Origin of the sequence: Pseudoalteromonas sp. SIMBA_162 (assembly GCF_046535955.1) — a bacterium.
GTDB lineage: Bacteria > Pseudomonadota > Gammaproteobacteria > Enterobacterales > Alteromonadaceae > Pseudoalteromonas > Pseudoalteromonas marina.
The window spans coordinates 1-281 of sequence record NZ_JAWJBQ010000256.1 but is presented as its reverse complement, the minus strand read 5'-3'; the positions used below and the strand labels follow the sequence as shown (position 1 = coordinate 281).

The window sequence follows — 281 nt, the reverse complement described above, 5'->3', positions numbered from 1 at the left end:
AGCACTGCTTTCGGCAGAATTAAACCATAGGCGACGACGACCATAACATCAGCCTGCAGTTCGGCGACCAGTTGCTGGTTTTCTTGTGGACGCAGGGAAACAGGTTGAAAAACGGGCAGACCTTTTTCCTCAGCCAGAACTTTAACCGGGCTGGGCATCAGTTTTTTACCGCGTCCTGCCGGTCGGTCTGGCTGGGTGAACACGCCAACGACGTTATGACCAGAAGACAACAGCGCGTCGAGATGACGCGCTGCAAAGTCAGGTGTACCCGCAAAAATAAT

The 281-nt window shown here is 53.0% G+C and carries 1 protein-coding gene; it reads right to left on the bottom strand.

Features of this window, described 5'->3' with window-relative positions:
* Nucleotides 1-281 (bottom strand): methionyl-tRNA formyltransferase (locus tag R0J88_RS19585; protein ID WP_410900810.1); only part of this gene is annotated, 281 nt, incomplete at both ends.